Source organism: Cupriavidus sp. 10L45 (assembly GCF_056395225.1).
This window is the reverse complement of the sequence record NZ_JBFTJC010000010.1, coordinates 180,602-201,422: the sequence shown is the minus strand read 5'-3', so window position 1 is coordinate 201,422 and position 20,821 is coordinate 180,602. Positions and strand designations below refer to the sequence as shown.

The following is a 20,821-nucleotide window of genomic DNA, read 5'->3' as shown; positions in this document are numbered from 1 at the left end:
ATCCCCATCAGTCCTTGAGATCCGCACGGGTGCGCGGCTTGCCGCGTACCAGCTTCCACAGCCCGCCCAGCACCAGCGGCACCACCGCCGCACCAATGCCCGCCAGCACGATCAGGTTCAGGTACTGCTTGATGAAGGGCAAATTGCCGAAGAAGTAGCCGGCGAACACCAGTCCGCAGACCCAGGCCACCGCGCCAAGCACGTTGAACATCTGGAAGCGCGCGAACGTCATCTGCGACACCCCCGCCACGAACGGCGCGAAAGTCCGCACGATCGGGATGAAACGCGCCATCACCAGCGTCTTGCCACCGTGGCGCTCGTAGAAGTCGTGCGTCTTGCGCAGCGCCTTCTGGTCCAGGAAGCGCCATTGGTGGTCGAACACCTTCGGCCCGATCCAGCTCCCCACGAAGTAGTTGACCGTGTTGCCCGTGATCGCGGCCACCAACAGCAGGCCGCAAAGCACCCACTCGTTCATCGCCCCGGTGGCGCACATGGCGCCGGCAATGAACAGCAGGGAGTCGCCGGGCAGGAACGGCAGCACCACCAGGCCGGTCTCGGCGAAGACGATGGCGAACAGGATGCCGTACACCCAGACGCCATAGTCCTGAACGAACTGGCCGAGGAATTTGTCGATGTGCAGGACCATGTCCAGCAGTTGCAATACGGTGTCCAAACTGATCCCCTAGAAGAAGGTCCCCATGATACAAGAGCCGCCGGGCGCGTCCGTCACCCGGGCGGCCCAAGTGTGCCGAAAAGGTGTCCGGCCGCACGTATAATCGCCGCATGCCTGCCGACGCCCTCCGCACCACCCAGCCCAGCCGCCCCATCCGCGCCCTGCCGGACCAGTTGATCAGCCAGATCGCCGCCGGCGAGGTGGTGGAACGGCCCGCCTCGGTGGTCAAGGAACTGCTCGAAAATGCACTCGATGCCGGCGCCACGCAGCTGGCCATCCGGCTCGAAGAAGGCGGCGTGCGGCGCATGGTCATCACGGACAACGGCTGCGGCATTCCCGCCGACGAACTGCCCGTCGCGCTGACGCGCCACGCCACCAGCAAGATCGCCTCGCTCGACGAACTGGAGTCGGTGCTCACGCTGGGCTTCCGGGGCGAGGCGCTCGCGTCCATCGCCTCGGTCTCGCACCTCGTGCTGACCAGCCGCACCGCCGATGCCGCCCATGCCACCCAGGTCAGCGCCGACACCGGCCATCTCCAGCCCGCCTCGGGCGGGGTCGGCACGATGGTCGATGTGCAGCACCTGTACTTCAACACGCCAGCGCGCCGAAAGTTCCTTAAAACGGAACAAACCGAGCTGGGACACTGCCTGGAGATGATCCGGCGGGTGGCGCTGGCGCGGCCCGATGTCACGATTTCGGTCCATCACAACGGCAAGCCGCTCGAGCACTGGAACGGCGGCGACGTGGCCACGCGCACCGCGCAGGTGCTCGGCACCGACTTCGCACGCGCCCGGCTGGCGCTGGACGAGGAAGCCGGCACGCTGCACCTCTATGGCTTCGCGGGGCTGCCCACGGCGTCCCGGGGGCGGCCGGACCAGCAGTACTTCTTCGTCAACGGCCGTTTTGTGCGCGACAAGCTGCTCAACCACGCCGTGCGTAGCGCCTATCAGGACGTCCTGCATGGCGACCGCTTCCCGTCGTACGTGCTGTGCCTGGACCTGCCGCCGGAAATGGTCGATGTGAACGTGCATCCGTCGAAGATCGAGGTGCGCTTCCGCGAATCCCGCGCGGTGCACCAGTTCGTCTACCACGCCGTGCAGCGCTGCCTGGCGCGGCAGGCCGGCGAACAGGGCGACAGCCTGCATACCGATGCAGCGGATGGCGCCATGATGCCGAACGCAAGCCCGATCGGGGGCAGCGGCATGGCCGGCGGCGTACCCGGCGCGGCGCCGCAGTGGGTTAACTACTCCGCAGGCCGCCAGACCGAACTCGGCATCGCTCAGCCGCGTCAGGCCTATCTCGGCATGGTGCGCGAGGCCACCGGCGATGGCGCCGGCCGCGCCTGGCAGCCGTCCGCGCAGCCGCCCGCCTGGCTGGCCGATGCCCAGGCCGCCCGGGCCGACGAACCGCCCAGCCTGCTCGATCGCCTGCCGATGGGCACCTCCTCGCCCTTCGTCCAGCACGATACGGACGGCGCCGAGGCCGATCACCCGCTCGGCTACGCGGTGGCCCAGCTCCACGGCATCTACGTGCTGGCGCAGAACGCGCGCGGGCTGGTGCTGGTGGACATGCATGCCGCGCACGAACGCATCCTGTACGAGCAGATCAAGACGGCACTCGAAGCGCGTGAACTAGCCGTACAGCCGCTGCTGATCCCGGTCACGCTGCCGGCCAGCCCGGTCGAGATCGGCGCGGCCGAGGAACATCAGGAAACGCTGACCCTGCTCGGTTTCGACATCGCCCCGGTCTCCCCGACCACGCTGGCCGTGCGTGCCATTCCCGCACTGCTCAAGCAGGCCGATGCCGAGGCGCTCGCGCGCGACGTGCTGCGCGACCTCCAGTCCTATGGCGGCTCGCGCGTGCTGGCCGAGCGCCAGAACGAGCTGCTCGCCACGCTGGCCTGCCACAGCGCCGTGCGCGCCAATCGCAAGCTCACGCTGGAAGAGATGAACGCGCTGCTGCGCCAGATGGAGCAGACCGAGCGCGCCGACCAATGCAACCACGGGCGCCCCACCTGGGTGCAGCTCACTGTGGCCGAGCTGGACCGGCTGTTCCTGCGTGGCCAGTAACAGTTTGTCGATGTCTGCGCTGTCTTCCGCTCCGCTGTCTTCCGCCCTGCCGCCGGTCGTCTGCCTGCTCGGCCCCACCGCCTCCGGCAAGACCGCCGCCGCGCTGGCGCTGGCCGCGCACACGCCGGTGGAGATCATCAGCCTCGACTCCGCGCTGGTCTATCGCGAGATGGACATCGGCACCGCCAAACCCACGCGCGACGAACTGGCCAGCGTGCCGCACCATCTGATCGACATCATCGATCCAGTCGACAGCTACTCCGCCGCGCAGTTCGTGACCGATGCCGAGCGGCTGATCGCCGAGATCCGCGCGCGCGGCCGGGCGCCGCTGATCGTGGGCGGGACCATGCTCTATTACAAGGCGCTGACGCAGGGCCTGAACGACCTGCCGCAGGCCGACGCCACGCTGCGCGCCGAACTCGACGCCCTGGCGGCCGAACGCGGCTGGCCGGCGCTGCACGCGATGCTGGCCGAGGTAGACCCGGTGACCGCCGCCCGGCTGGCGCCCAACGATGCGCAGCGCATCCAGCGCGCGCTGGAGATTTTCCGACTAAGCGGACAGCCGATGTCCGCGCTGCTGGCCCGCCAGGCTGATGCCCGCACCTTCACCGGCGCGGCCGATGCGCGCTACCGCGTGATTGCGCTGGAGCCGTCGGATCGCGCGGTGTTGCACACGCGGATCTCGGAAAGATTCGATGCGATGCTGGCCGGCGGCCTGATCGACGAGGTGCAACGGCTGCGCGCGCGCGGCGACCTGCATCTCGGCCTGCCGTCGATGCGCTGCGTCGGCTACCGGCAGGTGTGGGAGTTCCTCGACGGCGCCTGCGATGCCTCGACCATGCGCGAACGCGGCATCGCCGCCACGCGCCAGCTCTGCAAGCGCCAGCTCACCTGGCTGCGCAGCACGCCCGAGCGCGTCAGCGTGGACTGCCTCGCCCCGGACTACGTGGCCCAGGTGGCCCGGCTGGCTGGGATGTTGGAGTAGCATTCCCGACTCATTCCCGCATTCGCCGCTTACTACCGTTCCCATGACCGCCTTCGCCATCCGCCCTGCCGAGCCCGCAGACAGCACCACGCTATTTCGCCTGATCGCCGCGCTGGCCGAGTATGAAAAGCTCACCCATCTCGTCGAAGCCACGCCGGAAAAAATCCAGACCGCGCTGTTCGGCGACCGCCCACATGCCGAGGCGGTGCTGGTGGAGGTGGAGACGGCAGCCGGCAGGCAGGCAGTCGGCTTCGCGCTGTTCTTTCACAATTTCTCGACCTTTCTGGCCAAGCCGGGGCTGTACCTCGAAGACCTGTTCGTGGAGCCCGCGTGGCGCGGCCACGGACTGGGCAAGGCGCTGCTGCGCCATCTGGCCGGCATCGCCGTGGCGCGCGGCTGCGGGCGCTTCGAATGGTCGGTGCTGGACTGGAACCAGCCGTCGATCGATTTCTATCAGGCGATGGGCGCCAACGTGATGCCGGACTGGCGCATCTGCCGCGTGACCGGGGATGCGCTGACCAAGCTCGGCGGCCAGCCCTGAGGCCCTGCGCCCCTGCATCGAGCAAGCCCAAAAACAAAAACGCCCGATGTTGCCATCGGGCGTTTTGCCATCCTGCGAGGGATTGGACCGCGCTCAGACCACCACGGTCTGAGCCTGGCCTTCCTCGCGTTCGCGGATTTCGCCGATCTGCCACACGGCTTCGCCAGCCGCCTGGAGGTGACGGATCGCGCGTTCGGCGTCTTCCTTCGCCACGATCACGACCATGCCGATGCCGCAGTTGAACACGCGGTGCATTTCCGCATCGGCCACGCGGCCTTGCTCCTGGAGCCACTGGAACAGCGGCGGCAGCGTCCAGGCATCCTTCTGGATCACGGCGGTGACGTTGTCGGCCAGCACGCGCGGCACGTTCTCGGTCAGGCCGCCGCCGGTGATGTGGGCCATGCCCTTGACCGGCAGCGTCTCGATCAGCGAGAGCAGCGGCTTCACGTAGATGCGCGTCGGCGCCATGATGGCGTCCTGCAGGCGCTGGCCGTGGAAGTCGGCGTTCAGGTCCGGCTTGGCCACGTCGATGATCTTGCGCACCAGCGAGTAACCGTTCGAATGCGCGCCCGACGAAGCCAGGCCCAGCACCACGTCGCCCGGGATAATCGTGCTGCCATCGATGATCTTGCGCTTTTCCACCGCGCCCACCGCGAAGCCGGCCAGGTCGTACTCGCCGTCCGGGTACATGCTCGGCATTTCGGCGGTCTCGCCGCCGATCAGCGCGCAGCCGGCCAGTTCGCAGCCATGAGCGATGCCCTGGATCACGGTAGCGGCCGTGTCCACGTCCAGCTTGCCGCAGGCGAAGTAGTCGAGGAAGAACAGCGGCTCGGCGCCCTGCACCAGGATGTCGTTGACGCTCATCGCCACCAGATCCTGGCCCACGGTGTCATGGCGGTTCAGCTGGAAGGCCAGCTTGAGCTTGGTGCCCACGCCGTCCGTGCCGGACACCAGCACCGGCTCCTGGAACTTCTTCGAGAGTTCGAACAGCGCGCCGAATCCGCCGATGCCGGCCATCACGCCTTCACGCATGGTGCGCTTGGCGAACGGCTTGATGCGGTCTACCAGCGCGTCGCCGGCGTCGATGTCAACACCGGCATCGCGGTAGGAAAGGCCTGCCTGGCCGGCGTTCTGGGATGCGCTCATGAGATCCTGCTTGTCTTTGACGAGGTAAAGTGTGGATTACGGCGCCCGGCGCCACGGAGGGCGGGCGCGAGTCCGTTAGAATCGCGATTTTAACGGATACAGGCTCCCGGCTACCAGTTTCGCGGCGACACCCGGTCACCAGACCGGCCAAAGTGCCCCGCCCGGCGGTTTCCGGACCCTTTCGATGAACGCTCCCCTGCTCTCGCCAGACTCCAAACGTATCCTGATCTGGATCGTCGTGGCCGCCGGCCTGTTCGCCGCCATCGTGGCGCTGGCGCCGGTGCTCACGCCCTTCCTGTTCGCGTTCATTTTTGCGTACATTCTCACGCCGGGCGTGGACTGGCTGCAGCGCCGCCGCGTGCCGCGCTTTATCGGCGTGACGCTGATGATCGGCCTGCTGACCATTATCGTGGTGCTGCTGGTGCTGCTGCTGATCGCCGTGCTCCAGCGCGAGATCCCGCAGATCCGCGAGCAGGTGCCGCTGCTGTTGCAAAAGCTCAACAATGTGGTGTCGCCCCGCCTGGCAGAACTGGGGGTGCGCGTGCGCTTTGACTTCCCCGGCCTGCGCAACATGCTCCAGGACCGCTTCGCGGCGAGCCCGGAAGACCTGTTCCAGGTGGTGCTGAATTATGCGAAGGTGTCCGGCTCGGCCCTGATCAGCGTGTTCGGGATGCTGTTCATCATCCCCATCGTCATGTATTACCTGATGATGGACTGGCATATGGTCATGCGGCGTATCGAGCGGCTGGTGCCGCGCCGCTGGGTGCCGAAGGTGCGCGAGCTGTCGAATGAGACCGATGCGCTGCTTTCCCAGTACCTGCGCGGCCAGATCCTGGTTATGGTGATTCTTGCTGCACTTTATTCGATCGGGCTGACCATCGCCGGGTTCGAGGTGGGCGTTCCGGTGGGCGTGTTCACCGGGCTGGCCGTGTTCATCCCGTACATCGGTTTCGGGCTGGGGCTAGCGCTGGCGATCCTGGCTGCGCTGCTGCAATTCGGTAATTTGTACGGGCTGGGCGCCGTGGCCGTGGTATACGGCATCGGGCAGTTCGTGGAAAGCTTCTACCTGACGCCGCGCCTGGTGGGCGAGCGCATCGGGCTGCACCCGCTGGTGGTGATCTTCGCGCTGCTGGCATTCGGCCAGTTGTTTGGCTTCTTCGGCGTGCTGCTGGCCCTGCCGACCTGTGCGGTGCTGCTGGTCGGCGCGCGGCAGATCCGGCGCGTTTACATGGCTAGCGATCTGTATCGCAACTGATTGAAGCCCACAGAAACTGATGGAACCGAGGTAGGAAGTTACGAAAACGTCATGTCATCGCGTCATAAGCAGCTTTCGCTCGAGCTCGGCAGCCCGCCGCCGTCCACGTTCGAGAACTTTTTCGTGGCTTCGAACCGGGAGCCGGTGCAGCGCCTGCGCGAGCTGCCGGCCGCCATCGCCCAGGAACACGCCAACGACCGGCTGATCTACCTGTGGGGCGAGGTCGGCTCGGGGCGCACCCACCTGCTGCACGCAGTGTGCGACGCGGCGCTCCATACCGGCCTGAACTGCCGCTACCTGAGCCCGCACCACGCGCTCGCCGACTTCAATTTCGACCCGTCCTGCCGGCTTTACACCGTCGATGATGTGGAATTGCTCGACGAAGCGCGACAGATCGCCGTGTTTTCGCTGTATAACGAGGTGCGCGCCCACGTGCGCACCGCGCTGGTGGTGGCGGGCGGCCTGGCGCCGCGTGCCATGCCGGTACGTGAAGACCTGCGCACCCGGCTCGGCTGGGGGCTGGTCTACCAGGTGGCCTCGCTGTCCGATGACGACAAGATGGCCGCCCTGCTGCAGGCCGCGCGCGAGCGTGGCTTGCAGTTATCGCCCGAAATCCCCCACTGGCTGGTCACGCGGCATTACCGCGACATGCCCAGCCTGATGGCCCTGCTGGACGCGCTGGACACGTATTCGCTCGAGCGCAAGCGCGCGGTCACCCTGCCGCTGCTGCGCGAGATGTTTGCGGAATTCCGCGAATAAATCGCGAATCCGCGCCGAAGCTGGCACGAAATCCGCTCCCAAAATGGTCCTGGCGCGCCAAGCCGCGCCAACCGCCATGTGTACCTTAATGTAAAATCGCCGCCCATGAATCTGGCACTGTTTGACCTCGACCACACCCTGATCCCCACCGACAGCGACCACGAATGGGGCCGCTTCCTGGTCCGCATGGGCGTTGTCGACGAGGAATCCTATCGTCGCAAGAACGACGAGTTCTATGGGCAATACAAGGCGGGCACCCTGGATATCCAGGCGTTCCTGCGCTTCGCGCTGGCCCCGCTGGCTGCCAATCCGCGTGACCGGCTGGACGCCTGGCGCCAGCGCTTCATGCGCGAGGTGATCGACCCGGTCATCACCCCGCAGGCCAAGGCGCTGGTCTACAAGCACCTGGAGGCGGGCGACCTGTGCGCCGTGGTGACGGCTACCAACAGCTTCGTCACCGCGCCGATCGCCCAGGCCTTCGGCATCAAGCACCTGATCGCCACCGAGCCGGCCACGTCCGACGGCAAGCCGGAAAGCGCCTTCACGGGCGAGGTCTTCGGCGTGCCGAGCTTCCGCGAGGGCAAGATCGCCCGCGTGGAGCAGTGGCTCAAGGGCCTCGGCACCCAGTGGGAAGACTTCGGCACCACGACGTTCTATAGCGATTCCGCCAACGACCTGCCGCTGCTGGAAAAGGTCAGCGAGCCGATCGCCGCCAATCCCGACGACCGCCTGCGCAACCATGCGGCCGCGGCCGGCTGGCGCATCATGGACCTGTTCTGACGTGATCAAGAAGCTCATCAACCGGCTGCTCGGCAAGCCTGGCCCCAAGCTGCGCCGCACCGGGCGCGCCCATACGCAGCGCATCGTCAACGTGGACGAACACCAGATCGACCCCACGCTGCTCTCGCGCAACGCGGTCAAGGTCACCGCCACGCTCCAGCAGGCCGGTTTCCAGGCCTTTATCGTCGGCGGCGCCGTGCGCGACGTGCTGCTCGGCATCAAGCCGAAGGACTTCGACGTGGCGACCAACGCCACGCCCGAAGAGGTGCAGGCACTGTTCCGCCGCTCGCGCATCATCGGCCGGCGCTTCCAGATCGTGCACGTGACCTTCTACGGCGGCCGCGAGCAGGAAATCATCGAGGTCTCGACGTTCCGCGCGCTGGTGGACGCCATTGCCAGCGAGACGCTGCCCGAAGGCCGCCGCCTGAAGCGCGCCGAGCTGGACAGCAAGACGCACGCGATCGACGCCAGCGGCCGCGTGCTGCGCGACAACGTCTGGGGCTCCCAGGCCGAGGACGCCGAGCGCCGCGACTTCACGATCAACGCGATGTACTACGACCCGGCCGCGCAGACCGTGCATGACTACCATCACGGCATGGAAGACATCCGCGCGCGCACGCTGCGGATGATCGGCGACCCGGTCACGCGCTACCGCGAAGACCCGGTGCGCATGCTGCGCGTGGTGCGCTTCGCGGCCAAGACAGGTTTTTCGATCGACGAAGCGACGCGCGAGCCCATCGCCGAACTGGCCCCGCTGATCCACAACGTGCCGAGCGCGCGCCTGTTCGACGAAATGCTGAAGCTGCTGATGTCCGGGCACGCCTGGGCCTCGCTGCAGGAGCTGCGCAAGGCCGGCCTGCACAAGGGCCTGCTGCCGCTGCTGGACGTGGCGCTGGAGCAGCCGATGGGCCAGCGCTTCGTGCAGCTGGCGCTCGACAACACCGACCGCCGCGTGCAGGCCGGCAAGCCGGTGTCGCCCGGTTTCCTGTTCGCCGCGCTGCTGTGGCACCACGTGCTGCAACGCTGGAACAAGCTGCGCGACGAGGGCGAGCACGCGATTGCGGCGCTCAACACGGCCATGGACATGGTGCTGGAGAAGCAGACCGGCCAACTGGCCATCCAGCGCCGCTTTGTCACCGACATGCGCGACATCTGGGGCATGCAGCCGCGCTTCGAGAAGCGCGTGGGCCGCATGCCGTTCCGCCTGCTGGAATCGCCGCGCTTCCGTGCCGGCTATGACTTCCTGCAACTGCGCTGCGAATCGGGCGAACAGCCGGCTGAAATCGGCCAATGGTGGACCGACTTCCAGAACGCGCCGCCCGATACGCGCGAAGACATGATCGAGGCCACCCGCCAGAAGCGCGGCAAGGGTGGCTCGGGCGCCGCCGGTGGCCAGGGCGGCCAGGGTGCCGACGAGGGCGAAGGCTTCGCGGGCGTCGATGGCGAGGGCCCGGCGCGCAAGAAGCGTCGTCGGCGCGGTCCGCGGAAATCGGATAAAGTTTCTTCCCGGGGCGACACGGACGCGGCGGAGGGGGGTCAAGCCGCATCGGAGTCCGGCCGCGCCCAGCCGGAGGAATAACATGACACTTGCCTTTATCGGCATCGGCGCCAATCTCGGCGATGCCCGCCAGGCACTGAAGGACGCCATCGTGTGCCTGGCCCAGCAGGTCGGCATCACGGTATTGGCCAAGTCCTCGTTCTACCGCACCGCACCCGTCGACGCCAGCGGCGACGACTACTTCAACGCCGTGGTGAAGGTGGAGACGTCCTTCACCGCGCCGCAGCTGTTGCGCATCTGCCACCACATCGAGGACCAGTTCGGCCGCGAGCGCCCGTTTCACAACGCGCCGCGCACGCTGGACCTCGACCTGCTGCTGTTCGGCGCCGACCGGATCGACTCCGAGGCGATGACCGTGCCGCATCCACGCATCACCGAGCGCGCCTTCGTGCTGGTGCCGCTGGTGGAGCTGGACGGCGAGCTGGTCATCCCGGGCCGTGGCCGCGCGGCGGACTTCCTGCCCGGCGTGCGCGACCAGCGCATCGAGAAGTTTTCCTCATGCAAATGCCCCCGCCTGCAGGAAGGCGGCACGCAGGCGTGATCCACGCCTGATCCATCGGCACCCCACGAGCCATGCTCGACCATCTGCGCCGCATCGTCGTCGAAGGGCCCGTCGGCTCCGGCAAGACCTCGCTGGCGCAGCGCCTGGCCCGCACGCTCCAGGCCGGCGAACTGCCTGACGGCGCACGCCAGAACCCCTTCCTCGAACGCTTCTACCGCGAGCCGCAGCGCTATGCCCTGCCGATGCAGTTGCACTGCCTGGACCAGCGCGCCACCCAGATCCAGCAATGGCAGGCCGCGCTGCTGGCCGGCCAGCGCGTGATCGGCAATTTCCTCTACGCACGTGACCGCCTCTATGCGGCGCTGACCCTCGAAGCCGACGAACTCGCGCTCTACGACGCGCTCGCCGCCCGGCTCCAGGTGCCGGCCCAGCGCGTGGACCTGGTCATCATGCTCCAGGCCACGCCGTCGCTGCTGCGCGAGCGCATTGCGCGACGCGGCCTGCCTGGCGAGTCCGGCATCGACGAAACCTACCTCCAGCGGCTGACCGACGCCTACGGCGAACTGTTCCACCGCTACGACGAGGCGCCGGTCCTGATCGTGGACACCGCGCGCTTCAATCCGGTGGACAACGACGGCGATTTCCGTACACTACTGTCGCGCATCGAGAACATGCGGGGCCGCAAGGCCTTCCTGAATCTCGCGGCCCCCTGACCGCCCTGCCCGCCTCAGGCCCAGGCAGCCACACACCCCCACGGGCACTGCCATGAGTTACCTCCTCGACCCCTCCCGCAAGACCGTCACCATTCCCAAGCTCCAGGCCATGCGTGCCGCCGACGACAAGATCGTCATGCTGACTGCCTACGACTCGAGCTTCGCCGCACTGCTCGATTTCTGCGGCGTGGAAGTCATCCTCGTCGGCGATTCGCTCGGCAACGTAATGCAGGGCCAGCAGACCACGCTGCCCGTCACGCTGCCGCACATGGTCTATCACACCGAATGCGTGGCGCGCGGCAACCAGACCGCGCTGCTGGTTTCGGACCTGCCGTTCGGCACCTACGGCACGCCCACGCAGGCCTTCGAGAGCGCCGCCGCGCTGATGCGCGCGGGCGCGCAGATGGTGAAGCTGGAAGGCGGCGACTGGCTCGCTCCCACCGTGAAGTTCCTGGTCGAGCGCAGCATTCCGGTGTGCGCCCACATCGGCCTGACCCCGCAGTCGGTGCACGCGCTGGGCGGCTTCAAGGTGCAGGGCAAGACCGATGCCGGCGCCGCGCAGCTCAAGCGTGACGCGCTGGCGCTGCAGGCCGCCGGTGCGCAGCTGATCGTCATGGAAGCCGTGCCGGCCGCGCTGGCTGGCGAGGTCACGGCACAGCTGACGATTCCGACCATCGGCATCGGCGCCGGCGTGGACTGCTCCGGCCAGGTGCTGGTGCTGCAGGACATGCTCAATATCTATCCGGGCCGCAAGGCCAAGTTCGTGCGCAACTTCATGGACGGCCAGACCTCGATCGAGGCCGCCGTGCGCGCCTATGTCGCCGCCGTGAAGGACGGCAGCTTCCCGGCCGTCGAGCACACGTTCTCCGCCTGAGCGCGCCCACGTGGAGATCGGCACGGCCACGCTGGACGCTTTTCGCCTGCTGGCCAGCGGGGACGGCGCGCTATGGTTCATCGTCTGGACCTCGCTGATGGTGGCGGTGCTCGGCCTGGCGCTGGCCACCGTGCCGGCCATCGGCGCCGCCTACCTGATCGCCACCCATGCCTTTCCCGGCCGGCGCGTGGTGGTGGTGCTGGCGCAGGCCTTCCTGTCGTTCCCGACGGTGCTGGTTGGCCTGGTGCTCTACCTGCTGTTCACGCGGCAGGGGCCGCTGGGTAGTTTCTCCCTGCTGTTCACCCCATCCGGCATGGTCTTCGGGCAGGCCGTGATCGGCTTTCCCGTGGTGCTGGCGTTCTCGCTCGCGGCCATGCAGGCGGCGGATCCGCGCCTGCGCGAGACCGCCTGGGTGCTCGGCGCCGGCCGCTGGCGCACCTTCTTCACCGTGCTGCGCGAACTGCGTTTCGGCCTGATGGCGGCCGTGGTGGCCGGCTTCGGGCGCGTGATTGCCGAGGTGGGCTCGGCGCTGATGATCGGCGGCAATATCGAAGGCTCCACGCGCACCATCACCACGGCCATCGCGCTGGAGACCAGCAAGGGCGAGTTCGCGCAGGGCATCGCGCTCGGCATCGTGCTGGTGGCACTGGCGCTGGCCGTCAACATCATGCTCGCCTGGCTGCAAGGCGCGGGAGGGTTCCGGCGATGACCAGCGCACTGCTGACGGTGCGGGGTCTGGCGCGGCGCGTCGGCGCTCGCCAGTTGTTCGACATCCCCGAACTGGTATTCCCGCGCGCCGCCGCCGTGGCGCTGACCGGCGTGAACGGCGCGGGCAAGTCCACGCTGCTGCGGATGATGGCCGGGCTGGAGCCGGCACCGGGCGCGACCGTGGCGTGGCAAGACGAAGGCGGCAAGCACCGCGAGGCGCCGCTGACGCCGCTCCCGCCCGCGCTGCGCCAGCGCGTGGCCTATATGCACCAGCATCCCTACCTGTTCCGCACCTCGGTACGCGACAACATCGCCTATGGCCTGCGGGCCCGGGGCGTGGCGCACGACGAGATCGAGCGGCGCGTGGGCGCGGCGCTGGGCTGGGCCGGCATCGTCCATGTGCAGGACACCGCGCCGGAAAAGCTGTCCGGTGGCGAAGTCCAGCGCGTGGCGCTGGCGCGAGCCAAGGTGCTGGAGCCGGAATTGCTGCTGCTCGACGAACCGACCTCCAACCTCGACGGCCACGCGCGCGAGCAGGTGATTGCGCTGATCGGGGAACTGGCGGCGGAAGGCCGCTCCGTGGTGATGGTCTGCCACGACCGGGAACTGATCAACCTGCCCGGGGTGGTCAGATGGAAACTGGGGGACGGCCGGCTCGATACGCGGCATCGGTAGGCGGCTGGCGCCTACGCTTCCTATTTAGCGCAGCCGCGCCCGCATCGTCCCGCGCAGCGCATTGGCGATGACGATGGCCTCGGCGTGCCGCACCATCTCACGCGTGACCACGGCCTGTTCGATCGGGCCGTCGATCAGTGCGTCGCCCGCTTCGAGCACCACGGCGCGCATCACGCCCGGCAGGATGTCCGCCGACAGCGGCGGCGTCAGCCAGCGCCCGCCCACCTTCACGAACACCGAACTGCGTCCGCCTTCGAGCAACTCGTCGCGCGTGTTGAAGAACAGCGCGTCGAAGCCGCCCTCGCGCTCGGCCGCCTGCCAGCCGGCATCGAACGTGGCGCGGGCGCTGGACTTGTGGCGGCGCATCGGGTCGGCCACCGGCAAGGGCGTCGCGGCCAGGTCGAGTAGCGCCACCGGCTCGGCGCGCGGCGCCAGCGGGCCGCTCGCGAAGGCCAGCGCGCCGGCCTTGTCGACGGCCATCCGCAGCCGCCAGTCGCCATCGCCCAGCCGCCCTGCCTCGGCCTGCATGGCCGCCCGCGCGGCGGGCTGGTCGAACGCGAAGCCGAACACGGCCGTGGAATGCGCCAGCCGCGTCAGATGGCGCTCGCGGTGCAGCACCACGCCATCGCGCGCGTGCATGGTCTCGAACAGCGTGAAGCCGGGATCGTGCGCAGTCAGGAAGCGCGCCTTCCAGCCGCACTCGGCGAATTCGTCGGCGGCCACGCTGTCATGGACGATGCCGCCGCCCACCCCCATCTCGCCCCGGCGCAGGCCGTCGTCACCCTGCGGCCCCAGCACCAGCGTGCGGATGGCCACGGACATGCCGAAGGCGCCGCAGGGCTGGCCATCGGCCGGCGCATCGAGCCAGCCGATGGCGCCCGTGTAGAGGCCGCGCGGCGCGGTTTCCAGTTCGGCGATGATCTGCATGGTCCGCCGCTTGGGCGCGCCGGTGATCGAGCCGCATGGGAACAGCGCCGCCATCAGCGCGCCGAAGCCGGTGCCGGGCCGCGCCGTGGCCGTCACGGTGGAGGTCATCTGCAGCACGCGGCCGAATGGCTGGACCACGAAGCGGTCGGGCACGGCCACGCTGCCGGGCTGGGCGATGCGGCCCAGGTCGTTGCGCAGCAGGTCGACGATCATCACGTTTTCGGCCCGGTTCTTGGCGTCGGCAGCCAGCCGGCGCGCGGCGCGGGCATCCTGCTCGGCGTCCCCGATGCGCGGCGCGGTGCCCTTCATCGGCCGGGTCACCAGATGCCCGGCGCCGTCGTGTTCGACGAACAGCTCGGGCGATAGCGACAGCACCCAGCCATCGCCGGGTAGCCAGGCCAGCACGCCGAACGGCACCGGCTGCGCGGCCCGCAGCGCGGCGTAGAACGTCACCGGGTCGCCGAAGGCGGAGAAGCGGAGCCGCTGCGTGAAATTCACCTGATAGGTATCGCCGGCCTCGATATAGGCGTGGATGCGCGCGATGGCGTCCGCGTAGACGGCGTGCGACGGCTCGGCGCGTACGTCCATCGCCCCGGCCGGGGAGGATTCTGCCCGCGCGGCCAGCCATGCGCCTACGGCGTCGCCGTCAAGCCGGGCCAGGTCGCGGAACCAGAGCAGTTGCAGCGCGCCGTCATGGAACGGCAGCGCATCGCCGCAATGGACCGGCGCCCCGACCAGCGCCCCGCCGTACTCGTACGGCGCGAACAGCGTGGCATGCAGCCCGTGGCGCCAGCCGGCGGCCAGCAGCGCATCCAGCGTGGCGGGATCGGTGCCGGCGGGCAGGACATCGGCCTGGACAAACTCCGTATAGAGGCGCGACGCCGCCACGCCGGGTGCGGCGGCGGCATCGTCAAGCAGGACGAAGGGGTCGAAACTGGCGCTGGAGGGGGCGGGGGACGGCGGAACCACGGCAACTCGGCAGGGTGCATCAATGCCGCATTATCGCCGCGCCGGGCATGAAAAAACCGGCCACGCTGGTCACGTGGCCGGTTTCATCGTCCTGCCTGCCGGGCAATCCGGCGATTTAGCTGAAGAAGCTTTTCACCTTGTCCAGCCAGGACTGCTCCTGCGGGCTGTGGCGCGAGCCGCCCTCGTGCACCGAGCGGTCGAATTCACGCAGCATGTCCTTCTGGGCCTCGGTCAGCTTGACCGGCGTTTCCACGTTCACATGGACGTAGAGGTCGCCGGGATAGCCCGACCGCACACCCTTGATGCCCTTGCCACGCAGCCGGAACGTCTTGCCGCCCTGCGTGCCTTCCGGCACCGGGAAGCTGGCGCGGCCGCCCAGCGTCGGCACTTCCAGTTCGCCGCCCAGCGCCGCCGTGGCGAAGGAGATCGGCATCTGGCAGTGCAGGTCATCGCCATCACGCTCGAATACCTCGTGCGCCTTGATGTGCACTTCCACATACAGGTCGCCCGGGGGGCCGCCGTTGATGCCCGGCTCGCCATTGCCCGACGAGCGGATGCGCATGCCTTCGTCGATGCCGGCCGGAATCTTCACTTCCAGCGTCTTCTGCGACTTCAGCTTGCCCTGGCCATGGCACTTCACGCACGGCTTGGGGATGAACTTGCCGCTGCCGTGGCACTTCGGGCAGGTCTGCTGCATCGTGAAGAAGCCTTGCGACACACGCACCTGGCCCACGCCGTTACAGGTCGGGCAGGTTTCCACCGACGATCCCGGCTCGGCGCCATTGCCGTGGCAGTGTTCGCAGTCTTCCCAGTGCGGCACGCGGATCTGCGCCTCGTGGCCATGCGCGGCCTGCTCCAGCGAGATTTCCATGCTGTAGCGCAGGTCGGCGCCACGGTAGGCCTGCGGGCCGTTGCCGCGACGCTGGCCGCCCTGCTGGCCGAAGATGTCGCCGAAGATGTCGCCGAAGGCTTCGGCAAACCCGCCGTAGCCCTGGCCGCCGCCGAAGCCGCCAGCCATGTTCGGGTCCACGCCGGCGTGGCCATACTGGTCGTAGGCCGCCTTCTTCTCGGGGTCGGAGAGCATCTCGTACGCTTCCTTGCCCTCCTTGAACTTGTCTTCCGCTTCCTTGCTGTCCGGATTGCGGTCCGGGTGGTACTTCATCGCGAGCTTGCGATAAGCCTTCTTGATCTCTTCGTCGCTCGCGTTCTTGCCTACCCCGAGCACTTCGTAATAGTCACGTTTTGCCATGGTGGCTCTTACCTGATTGGCCTGCCCGGCAAAGAATCACCGGTCGGGCGAATAGCAAAAAAGCCGAGCGAGGTGTTCGACCACGGTTTCTCACCCTGTGTCAGAACACCATCGCCCGGCGTCGGGGCGGGAGTGGCGCTGGATGCACCTGCGCCGCTCCCGCTGATTCCCGCTTACTTCTTGTCGTTCACTTCCTTGAACTCGGCGTCCACGACGTTATCGTCCTGCGGCTGCGCCTGGGACTGCTGCTGGCCGCCCGCGGCACCGGCCGCACCGCCGGCTTCACCGGCCTTGGCCTGCATGTCGGCGTAGACCTTCTCGCCCAGCTTCTGGCTCGCTTCGGACAGCGCGTTGATCTTGGTTTCGATCTCGGCCTTGTCGCCGCCGCGTGCGGCGTCTTCCAGTTCCTTGATCGCGACTTCGATCTTTTCCTTCTCGCCGGCCTCGAGCTTGTCGCCATGCTCGATCACGGCCTTGCGGGTCGAGTGGACCAGCGCATCGGCCTGATTGCGGGCATCGGCCAGCTCACGGGCGCGCTTGTCTTCCTCGGCGTTGGCCTCGGCGTCCTTCACCATGCGCTGGATCTCGTCTTCCGACAGACCCGAGTTCGCCTTGATAGTGATGCGGTTTTCCTTGCCGGTGGCCTTGTCCTTGGCGCCCACGTGCAGGATGCCGTTGGCGTCGATGTCGAACGAGACCTCGATCTGCGGCGTGCCACGCGGCGACGGCGGAATGCCTTCCAGGTTGAACTCGCCCAGCAGCTTGTTGCCGCTGGCCATCTCGCGCTCGCCCTGGAACACCTTGATCGTCACCGCCGGCTGGTTGTCGTCGGCCGTCGAGAAGACCTGTGCGTGCTTGGTCGGGATGGTCGTGTTCTTGCTGATCATCTTGGTCATCACGCCGCCCAGCGTCTCGATGCCCAGCGACAGCGGCGTCACGTCCAGCAGCAGCACGTCGGTACGGTCGCCGGACAGCACCGAGCCCTGGATCGCGGCACCGACGGCCACGGCTTCGTCCGGGTTCACGTCCTTACGCGCTTCCTTGCCGAAGAACTCGCGCACCTGCTCCTGCACCTTGGGCATGCGGGTCATGCCGCCGACCAGGATCACGTCGTCGATATCGCCCACCTTGACGCCCGCATCCTTGATGGCGGTGCGGCACGGGTCGATCGTGCGCTTGATCAGGTCTTCCACCAGCGCTTCCAGCTTGGCGCGCGTGATCTTCAGGTTCAAGTGCTTCGGACCCGAGGCATCCGCCGTGATGTACGGCAGGTTGATCTCGGTCTGCTGCGAGCTGGACAGCTCGATCTTGGCCTTTTCAGCGGCTTCCTTCAGGCGTTGCAGCGCCAGCACGTCCTTGGACAGGTCAACGCCCTGGTCCTTCTTGAACTCGCCGATGATGTAGTCGATGATGCGCTGGTCGAAGTCCTCGCCACCGAGGAAGGTGTCGCCGTTGGTCGACAGCACTTCGAACTGCTTCTCGCCGTCCACGTCCGCGATCTCGATGATCGAGATGTCGAACGTGCCGCCGCCGAGGTCGTACACGGCGATCTTGCGGTCGCCCTTCTCGTTCTTGTCCATGCCGAACGCCAGCGCGGCGGCAGTCGGCTCGTTGATGATGCGCTTGACGTCCAGGCCCGCGATGCGGCCGGCGTCCTTGGTCGCCTGACGCTGCGAGTCGTTGAAGTAAGCCGGCACGGTGATCACGGCTTCGGTCACCGGCTCGCCCAGGTAGTCCTCGGCGGTCTTCTTCATCTTGCGCAGCACTTCGGCGGACACCTGCGGCGGGGCCAGCTTCTGGTCACGCGCGCCCACCCATGCGTCGCCGTTATCGGCCTTGACGATGGCGTAGGGCATCAGGCCGATGTCCTTCTGCACTTCCTTTTCTTCGAACTTGCGGCCGATCAGGCGCTTCACGGCGTACAGCGTGTTGCGCGGATTCGTGACCGCCTGGCGCTTGGCCGGCGCGCCGACCAGGATCTCGCCATCTTCCATGTAGGCGATGATCGACGGGGTGGTGCGCGTGCCTTCGGCGTTCTCGATGACCTTCGGCGTGTTGCCTTCCAGGATCGCAACGCAGCTATTGGTGGTACCCAAGTCGATACCGATGATCTTACCCATTTGTGTTCTCTCCTATTGAGCCCTGCTTTGGCGCAGCGGCTGCAATTCAACCTGAGTGCGAAATGTGGCCGTCCGGGGGCATTTCAAGGGCAGAACCCGCAATTCCGAGTAATTTTCTCGGTTTTGCGGGGTAGCACCGTGCCTGCGTCGGGAGCGGCCAAAAAGTGGCTTATTGTTATCTTTTTTGGCGGATATCAGGACTGCCGCTCGCGCTGCCAGAGGACGTCGGTGCCGCCGCCGGCCCGATTCAGCACCCGGGCGAGCACGAACAGCAGGTCCGAGAGCCGGTTCAGGTACTGGCGCGGCGCCTCGTTGAGGGCCTCGGTGGCGCCCAGCGCCACCAGCGCCCGCTCCGCCCGGCGGCACACCGTACGGCAGACGTGGGCCTGGGCGGCGGCGCGGCTGCCGCCCGGCAGGATGAACTCCGCCAGCCGGGGCAGGTTCGCGTTGTAGTGCGCCAGCCAGTCGTCCAGCTGGATCACCTGCGCTTCCTTGAGCAGCGTGTAGCCCGGAATCGACAGCTCGCCGCCCAGGTCGAACAGGTCGTGCTGGATATGGAGCAGGGCGGCGCGCACGTCATCCGGCAGGTCCGGCTCGGTCAGCAGCAGGCCGATGTGGGAATTCAGTTCGTCCACGTCGCCGATGGCGGCGATGCGCTCGCTGTTCTTGCCCGTGCGGCTGCCGTCGCCCAGCCCGGTGGTGCCGGCGTCACCGGTGCGGGTGGCGATCTTGGACAGGCGGTTACCCATGCCGGTCTCCCTCGTCTTGGTTTGAAGTGGCGCAATTATGGCCCCGAACCCGGGCTTCGGGGCGGGTTCCGGGCGCCGCGATGCGGTCCGCCGCGTGACGCGGACGGCGTAGAATGGCGGGATTCGCCGGAGACAAAAGCATGAACCACCCCACGCCCGCCGCCGCCCTGGCGCGCCGTCCCCTTCCCGTTGCCCTGGCCGAGACACTGGCCGCCCGCTTCGGCGAACGGTTTTCCACCTCGGCCGGCGTCTGCGCCCACCATGGCCGCGACGAATCCCCGTTCCCGCCCGCCGCCCCGGACGCCGTGGTCTTCGCCCACACCACCGAGGAAATCGCCGAACTGGCCAGCCTCTGCAACCAGCATGGGGTGCCGCTGATCCCCTACGGCGCCGGATCGTCGCTCGAAGGCCACCTGCTGGCCGTGGCCGGGGGCATCAGCCTGGACCTCTCCCAGATGAACCGCGTGCTGGCGGTGCATCCCGAGGACCTGACCGTGACGGTGCAGCCGGGCGTGACCCGCAAGCAGCTGAACCAGGAAATCAAGGACACCGGGCTGTTCTTCCCGATCGACCCGGGCGCCGATGCCTCGCTGGGCGGGATGTGCGCCACGCGCGCCTCCGGCACCAACGCGGTCCGCTACGGCACGATGCGCGAGAACGTGCTGGCCCTGACCGTGGTCACGGCGGACGGCCGCGTGATCCGCACCGGCACCCAGGCGCGCAAGTCGTCGGCCGGCTATGACCTGACCCGGCTGTTCGTCGGCAGCGAAGGCACGCTCGGCATCATCACCGAGGTCACCGTGCGGCTCTACCCGCAGCCGGAAGCGATCTCGGCCGCCGTGTGCGCGTTCCCGAGCATGGGCGACGCCGTGCGCGCCACGATCCAGACCATCCAGCTTGGCGTGCCGGTGGCCCGCGTGGAGTTCGTCGATGCGCTGGCCATCCGCGCGATCAACCGCCACGACAACCTCACGCTGCCGGAAACCCCGCACCTGTTCTTCGAGTTCCACGGCACCGAGGCCGGCGTGCGCGAGCAGGCCGAAACCGTGCAGCAGATTGCCGACGAGCACGGCGGCCAGGGCTTCGAATGGGCCACGCGCCCCGAAGACCGCAGCCGGCTCTGGAATGCGCGCCATACGGCCTACTTCGCGATGCTGCAGCTCAAGCCCGGCTGCAAGTCCGTGACAACCGACGTCTGCGTGCCGATTTCCCGCCTGGCCGACTGCGTGACCGAGACCGAGCGCGACCTGAACGCCTCGCAGCTGCCCTGCCCCATCGTCGGCCATGTCGGCGATGGCAACTTCCACGTGGCGATCCTGGTCGACCCGGCCAAGCCCGAGGAAATGGCCGAGGCGGAGGACATCAACCGCCGCATCGTCGAACGGGCGCTGGCCATGGGCGGCACCTGCACCGGCGAGCACGGCGTGGGGCTGCACAAGATGGGTTTCCTCGTGCAGGAGCACGGCGAGGATGCACTGGACCTGATGCGGGCGATCAAGGCGGCGCTCGATCCCAATCAGATTCTGAATCCGGGCAAGATCTTCAGCGCGGCGCGCTGACCGGGGGCCC

The 20,821-nt window shown here is 67.7% G+C and carries 19 protein-coding genes; 13 read left to right on the top strand and 6 right to left on the bottom strand.

The window, feature by feature from the left end; genetic code table 11:
* Positions 1 to 7: 7 nt before the first annotated feature.
* The gene (locus AC1DFU_RS19250) at positions 8 to 673 is read right to left on the bottom strand and encodes a VTT domain-containing protein (protein WP_092301041.1); all 666 of its coding nucleotides are present in this window, start codon (positions 671 to 673) and stop codon (positions 8 to 10) included.
* A gap of 110 nt (positions 674 to 783) precedes the next feature.
* On the opposite strand from AC1DFU_RS19250, the gene mutL reads away from it, so the two are divergent.
* Genes mutL through AC1DFU_RS19235 form a run of 3 tightly spaced genes read left to right on the top strand, consistent with a single transcriptional unit; the run spans position 784 to position 4,268 of the window.
* Positions 784 to 2,742, top strand: coding sequence for a DNA mismatch repair endonuclease MutL (gene mutL, locus AC1DFU_RS19245; RefSeq protein ID WP_441592296.1), 1,959 nt, complete (start codon positions 784 to 786; stop codon positions 2,740 to 2,742).
* A 10-nt stretch (positions 2,743 to 2,752) separates the two neighbouring features.
* On the top strand, positions 2,753 to 3,727 hold the full coding sequence (gene miaA / locus AC1DFU_RS19240; protein WP_441592294.1) for a tRNA (adenosine(37)-N6)-dimethylallyltransferase MiaA: 975 nt from the start codon (positions 2,753 to 2,755) through the stop codon (positions 3,725 to 3,727).
* 43 nt (positions 3,728 to 3,770) lie between these two features.
* Positions 3,771 to 4,268: a GNAT family N-acetyltransferase gene (locus AC1DFU_RS19235; RefSeq protein ID WP_441592292.1), complete on the top strand. Its 498-nt coding sequence runs from the start codon at positions 3,771 to 3,773 to the stop codon at positions 4,266 to 4,268.
* Positions 4,269 to 4,361: 93 nt separating this feature from the next.
* Here the strand turns inward: AC1DFU_RS19235 and purM are convergent, their stop codons facing one another.
* Positions 4,362 to 5,414, bottom strand: a complete 1,053-nt coding sequence (purM, locus tag AC1DFU_RS19230; protein WP_092298963.1) for a phosphoribosylformylglycinamidine cyclo-ligase — start codon at positions 5,412 to 5,414, stop codon at positions 4,362 to 4,364.
* 184 nt (positions 5,415 to 5,598) lie between these two features.
* Between purM and AC1DFU_RS19225 the strand changes: the two genes are divergently transcribed.
* The 9 genes from AC1DFU_RS19225 (at position 5,599) to AC1DFU_RS19185 (ending at position 13,238) form a co-directional block, all read left to right on the top strand.
* Positions 5,599 to 6,669 (top strand): AI-2E family transporter, encoded by a 1,071-nt coding sequence (locus AC1DFU_RS19225; protein WP_441592290.1) that lies wholly within the window; start codon positions 5,599 to 5,601, stop codon positions 6,667 to 6,669.
* A gap of 51 nt (positions 6,670 to 6,720) precedes the next feature.
* Positions 6,721 to 7,428 carry a DnaA regulatory inactivator Hda gene (gene hda / locus AC1DFU_RS19220; protein ID WP_092298957.1) on the top strand — a complete coding sequence of 236 codons (708 nt, stop codon included), beginning with the start codon at positions 6,721 to 6,723 and terminating at the stop codon, positions 7,426 to 7,428.
* A gap of 105 nt (positions 7,429 to 7,533) precedes the next feature.
* Positions 7,534 to 8,208, top strand: a complete 675-nt coding sequence (locus tag AC1DFU_RS19215; protein WP_092298953.1) for a histidinol-phosphatase — start codon at positions 7,534 to 7,536, stop codon at positions 8,206 to 8,208.
* 1 nt (position 8,209) lies between these two features.
* A complete protein-coding gene (gene pcnB, locus AC1DFU_RS19210; protein ID WP_441592287.1) occupies positions 8,210 to 9,787 on the top strand; it encodes a polynucleotide adenylyltransferase PcnB in 1,578 nt (525 codons plus the stop codon).
* A gap of 1 nt (position 9,788) precedes the next feature.
* Positions 9,789 to 10,307 (top strand): 2-amino-4-hydroxy-6-hydroxymethyldihydropteridine diphosphokinase, encoded by a 519-nt coding sequence (folK, locus tag AC1DFU_RS19205; protein WP_092298947.1) that lies wholly within the window; start codon positions 9,789 to 9,791, stop codon positions 10,305 to 10,307.
* A gap of 32 nt (positions 10,308 to 10,339) precedes the next feature.
* Complete coding sequence (locus tag AC1DFU_RS19200; RefSeq protein WP_092298944.1) at positions 10,340 to 10,981, top strand: deoxynucleoside kinase; 642 nt, start codon at positions 10,340 to 10,342, stop codon at positions 10,979 to 10,981.
* A 52-nt stretch (positions 10,982 to 11,033) separates the two neighbouring features.
* On the top strand, positions 11,034 to 11,855 hold the full coding sequence (gene panB / locus AC1DFU_RS19195; RefSeq protein ID WP_092298941.1) for a 3-methyl-2-oxobutanoate hydroxymethyltransferase: 822 nt from the start codon (positions 11,034 to 11,036) through the stop codon (positions 11,853 to 11,855).
* A gap of 10 nt (positions 11,856 to 11,865) precedes the next feature.
* The gene (locus AC1DFU_RS19190; RefSeq protein WP_441592284.1) at positions 11,866 to 12,564 is read left to right on the top strand and encodes an ABC transporter permease; all 699 of its coding nucleotides are present in this window, start codon (positions 11,866 to 11,868) and stop codon (positions 12,562 to 12,564) included.
* Complete coding sequence (locus AC1DFU_RS19185) at positions 12,561 to 13,238, top strand: energy-coupling factor ABC transporter ATP-binding protein (RefSeq protein WP_092298936.1); 678 nt, start codon at positions 12,561 to 12,563, stop codon at positions 13,236 to 13,238. The genes AC1DFU_RS19190 and AC1DFU_RS19185 overlap by 4 nt, the downstream gene beginning before the upstream one ends.
* Positions 13,239 to 13,262: 24 nt before the next feature.
* Here AC1DFU_RS19185 and AC1DFU_RS19180 read toward each other — a convergent pair whose 3' ends face one another.
* The 4 genes from AC1DFU_RS19180 to AC1DFU_RS19165 form a co-directional block, all read right to left on the bottom strand.
* Positions 13,263 to 15,134: a chorismate-binding protein gene (locus AC1DFU_RS19180; RefSeq protein WP_441592283.1), complete on the bottom strand. Its 1,872-nt coding sequence runs from the start codon at positions 15,132 to 15,134 to the stop codon at positions 13,263 to 13,265.
* A 115-nt stretch (positions 15,135 to 15,249) separates the two neighbouring features.
* On the bottom strand, positions 15,250 to 16,383 hold the full coding sequence (gene dnaJ / locus AC1DFU_RS19175) for a molecular chaperone DnaJ (protein WP_092298930.1): 1,134 nt from the start codon (positions 16,381 to 16,383) through the stop codon (positions 15,250 to 15,252).
* Positions 16,384 to 16,556: 173 nt separating this feature from the next.
* On the bottom strand, positions 16,557 to 18,503 hold the full coding sequence (dnaK, locus tag AC1DFU_RS19170; RefSeq protein WP_092298927.1) for a molecular chaperone DnaK: 1,947 nt from the start codon (positions 18,501 to 18,503) through the stop codon (positions 16,557 to 16,559).
* Between the two features lie 194 nt (positions 18,504 to 18,697).
* Positions 18,698 to 19,252, bottom strand: a complete 555-nt coding sequence (locus tag AC1DFU_RS19165; protein WP_092298924.1) for a cob(I)yrinic acid a,c-diamide adenosyltransferase — start codon at positions 19,250 to 19,252, stop codon at positions 18,698 to 18,700.
* A gap of 140 nt (positions 19,253 to 19,392) precedes the next feature.
* Here AC1DFU_RS19165 and AC1DFU_RS19160 point away from each other — a divergent pair, with 140 nt between their 5' ends.
* A complete protein-coding gene (locus AC1DFU_RS19160; protein WP_092298921.1) occupies positions 19,393 to 20,811 on the top strand; it encodes an FAD-binding oxidoreductase in 1,419 nt (472 codons plus the stop codon).
* Positions 20,812 to 20,821: the final 10 nt, after the last annotated feature.